Source organism: Pontibacterium sp. (assembly GCF_041587635.1).
Lineage (GTDB): Bacteria > Pseudomonadota > Gammaproteobacteria > Pseudomonadales > Balneatricaceae > Pontibacterium.
Map to the genome: position 1 here is coordinate 1 of NZ_JBFGYC010000405.1, position 3,798 is coordinate 3,798.

4 protein-coding genes are annotated in these 3,798 nt (G+C 48.1%); 2 read left to right on the plus strand and 2 right to left on the minus strand.

All coding sequences use genetic code 11. From position 1 onward, the window contains the following. Nucleotides 1–538: 538 nt before the first annotated feature. Nucleotides 539–1,018, minus strand: a complete 480-nt coding sequence (locus ABYW01_RS16405; RefSeq protein ID WP_372834752.1) for a hypothetical protein — start codon at nucleotides 1,016–1,018, stop codon at nucleotides 539–541. Here ABYW01_RS16405 and ABYW01_RS16410 point away from each other — a divergent pair. Continuing rightward, nucleotides 997–1,473 carry a hypothetical protein gene (locus tag ABYW01_RS16410; RefSeq protein WP_372834754.1) on the plus strand — a complete coding sequence of 159 codons (477 nt, stop codon included), beginning with the start codon at nucleotides 997–999 and terminating at the stop codon, nucleotides 1,471–1,473. The two genes, ABYW01_RS16405 and ABYW01_RS16410, sit on opposite strands and share 22 nt — an antisense overlap. A 431-nt stretch (nucleotides 1,474–1,904) precedes the next feature. Beyond that, nucleotides 1,905–2,831 carry a ChaN family lipoprotein gene (locus ABYW01_RS16415; RefSeq protein WP_372834757.1) on the plus strand — a complete coding sequence of 309 codons (927 nt, stop codon included), beginning with the start codon at nucleotides 1,905–1,907 and terminating at the stop codon, nucleotides 2,829–2,831. 585 nt (nucleotides 2,832–3,416) lie between these two features. Here ABYW01_RS16415 and ABYW01_RS16420 read toward each other — a convergent pair. After that, on the minus strand, nucleotides 3,417–3,798 hold a 382-nt coding region (locus ABYW01_RS16420), incomplete at its 5' end, for an aldehyde dehydrogenase family protein (RefSeq protein ID WP_372834759.1).

Here is a 3,798-nt window from a genome sequence, read left to right on the forward strand (position 1 = left end):
AACCCAACCTTTATCTGTTTTTATTCTAATTTTAACTTGTTTTTTGCGTCTATCATATTTGGAATTGCGAATTGTGATGATGACACATTTATCATACATGTCTGGATCAACATCTGCTTGCTTGATAGTTCTCTAGTCTTTATCAGGCTCAACTCTGTATTTTCACACTCCAGTTGAACTGTAAAAGCCACGTTACACAACCGCCTGATTCGGGAGGATATTATGAAACGTTCAATATCTACTTGTAGAGTATTGACGTTAACACTGATTACAGTGCTTAGCAGCACCCAGTCTTACGCCCTCTCTATTCAGCCAGAACGACCATATTACGGGCACTTCAGCGTGATACCCCTGTTATCCGTACAGAATCACTTTCAACCACTATCTGATGCGCCTTCCAACGTAGATATTGAGCCCGTCCATGACGAGCTTAGTTCCGAACAACGAGAAGCGCAGAAATCACGTAAGGCCTTAGATATGCGAAATTTTTATCTGAGGCTGCTTATATTGAAAGGACGCGGGAACTGACATGACAGTATCAGCCCATCATAGTGTAAAGCCCGCTTAACGGATGAAAACTACTCAAGCCCGTTTGTTCGCGATGCCGACATCGCTTCACTAAACTGAATATACACTGAACACCCGCCCTGACACGTACAACCCCATTTTTAGAAGGTGGATCAGGTATGAATACCTTGCGGAGAAAACAAAAAGGTTTAGCGACCATTGAATATGCGCTTGCCGGCGTACTGGTTGCAGCCGTTGTCGTCGTTAGTTTCCAATCCCTCGGAAATACGGTAACAGGCAATATTGATAATCTTTCGATTGCAATGAACGGCGGTGCCCAGACCACTTCTAATGGAGATGGCGGCAATTCATCGACAACTACCAGCTCATCTACAGGTTCGAGCAGCAGCTCGCCAGATAGCGGTAACAGCGGTTCAGGCAACTCCAGTGATACAGCATCCAGCAATGCTGGCGGTAGCACAGGAGACAATGGTGGATCTACAAGTGACACAGGAGGGTTCTCTGGCGGCAACGGAGACTCTTCAAGTAGTGCTGATGGATTTGCAGGCGGCAGCGGCGGCTCTTCTAGTAGCGCTGACGGATTTGCAGGCGGTAGTGGCGGCACTACAGGTAGCACAGGTGGATTTGCAGGCGGTAACGGTGGCTCTACAAACGGCACAGGTGGATTTGCAGGCGGCAACGGGGGCTCTACAAGCGGCACAGGCGGGTTCGCAGACGGTAACGGCGGCTCTACAAACGGCACTGGCGGTTTTGCAGGCGGTAACGGTGGCTCTACAAACGGCACAGGCGGGTTCGCAGATGGTAACGGGGGCTCCACAAACGGCACAGGCGGGTTCGCAGATGGTAACGGGGGCTCCACAAACGGCACAGGCGGGTTCGCAGGTGGCCACGGTGGCTCCGCAAGTGACACAGGCGGCTTCACAGATAGCAACGGTGGTGGCATAGCAAGTACGGGCGCTTTAGGTTCCACCGCAGCGGGTATTGAAAGCGAGAGTGATTCCAATAGTGTTGCAGCCAAGAGCCAGTTAGCTGACTCCAATTCCAATGCAGCGGCTTCATCGGGTAACGCGTTGTCTTTGGCGTCTAATAGTTCAGGCTCTACAACGCACAAGACCGCAAAATCAGCATCTATGGGGCCTGAACCGGAAGGAGAACTGGGTACGACGTTCTGGTTATTATTACTTGGACTATTCCCGCTTTTCTGGTGGCTTCTATCCAAACTCATTCGTAACGATGATCGACAACAACCACGTAGCCGACGTCATATTGCAGCCTAGGCTTGTATTCATTCCTCAGCTGATAAAAACTTCTTGAGCCTCTGTTCGAAACGCCTCCGAACAGAGGCTTTCCCGTTTAATTGGACAGAGAATTCAGTGATGAAACGCGTCTTAGGTATATTGTTTGCCATACTAATCCCCCTTCACGTACATGCTACTGAGGAGTGGTTATCCCCACTAAACACCAACCACCCCGATGTTGGTAAAGTTTACGATTTGCGGACACAAGAAGCCGTTAAGCCTCAATCATTTCTGGCTGCACTGAAGAATCATGATGTCATCTTAATTGGCGAAAAGCATGACAACCCCGATCACCATCGCCTGGAACTGATCATACTGAGCACATTAATGAATGCTTCGGACAAACCCGCGGTCATTCTTGAAATGCTTGACGATAGCCAGTCTAAAGCCACGACCACTATCCAGGCTTCGGATTCCGACGACCAACTTCAAGCAACACTTAACTGGAACGAACAAGGCTGGCCTTGGGAGCACTATGGGCCTATCGTTCGCCAAATCCTTTCTGAAGACGCAACACTTGTGGTGGGCAACATCTCGCGCAGTAAGATTAAAAGCATCTACAAAGACGGCACAGAGGCTTTAATCACAGATTCGCGGTTTAAGACAGCGCTTGAAATGAGCAGTAAGGTCCGCGCATCACTTCTGGACGATATTTACGAACAGCACTGTGAAATGATGCCCCGAGAACGTTTATCGCCCATGGTAAATATCCAATTGGCACGGGATGCATATATGGCGGCAGCGATTGATGGCGTAAAATCGTCGCAGACTATCCTCATTGCGGGAGGTTACCATGTCCGCAAAGATACGGCCGTCCCCCTGCATCTGCGTCTGAGAAAAAGCAACAAACAACCACTAGTAGTCATGCTGCAAGAAGTTGATCCAACGTTACAGAACGATCCGAATGCTCTCCATAGCATGAAACTTCAGGCGGACTATGTTTGGTTTACTCCTCGATTCACTGATCGTGACTACTGTAAAGATCTTAAAACGAGTCAGAAATAAATAGCCGTTGCTGAGTGCTTTAATTAGGCTGACCGAGCAAATGCTTTTAAACACAGAAATATCAGACCAAGAGAACAAATTACGAAATACTTCGTATTGCTCTGATACTACTTTAGGTCCTTAATTAACCTTAACTGTTACGGTTTTTCCAGCGAAAGAGCCGACAACAGGCGGGCTTCCTGATCAAAGCCGAAAATCAGGAAATTCGGAGAGCAAGGATGCTCCAGAGCTCCACATGAGCAGATACAGAATACATATTACGATTTTCTACAGTGAAGAGTTGTTCAAAGCCGAAAGACAATTCCTTACTGTCTCGATCCTAAGGGCACGTTATTCGTGCCCTTTCTTATTTCTACCCTCCTCTTACAGTTTTTCTTACAAGTACTGACTAACTATCAGGTAATACTTCTGACACATCTGTATGTGTTTTTTATTCATCATTTCAAACAAGCATAAAAAACACAGGAACCCGAAGGTTCCTGCGAACTCCAGCATGAGAAATCGCTAGACAGCCAAGGTGACAAGAAAAAGAGGGCTGCCGCCAGTATGATGGCCAGCAGCAACGAGGGGGAAAACGAGAAAGGATTACTTGTTGATATTCAGGGTCTGAGGCACGGTATATTCCAGCAGTCCTTCCTGCCCGAACTCCACACCAAAGCCAGACATTTTACAGCCGCCAAACGGAGCATGAGGAAGCACTTCAGCATGACCATTAATCCATGCAGTTCCACACTCCAGACGTTGTGCAATCTTCTGAGCGCCTTCAATGTCAGAGGACCAAACAGAACCACCCAGCCCCACATCGCAGCTGTTCGCCCGCTCTACCGCATCATCGACGTCGCTATAACGTATCACCGGCAGTGTTGGTCCAAACTGCTCCTCAGTCACAATACGCATATCATCGGTAACGTTGGCGACAATGGTAGGTGGATAGAAGAAACCTTTACCTTCTAACGGCTGACCACCG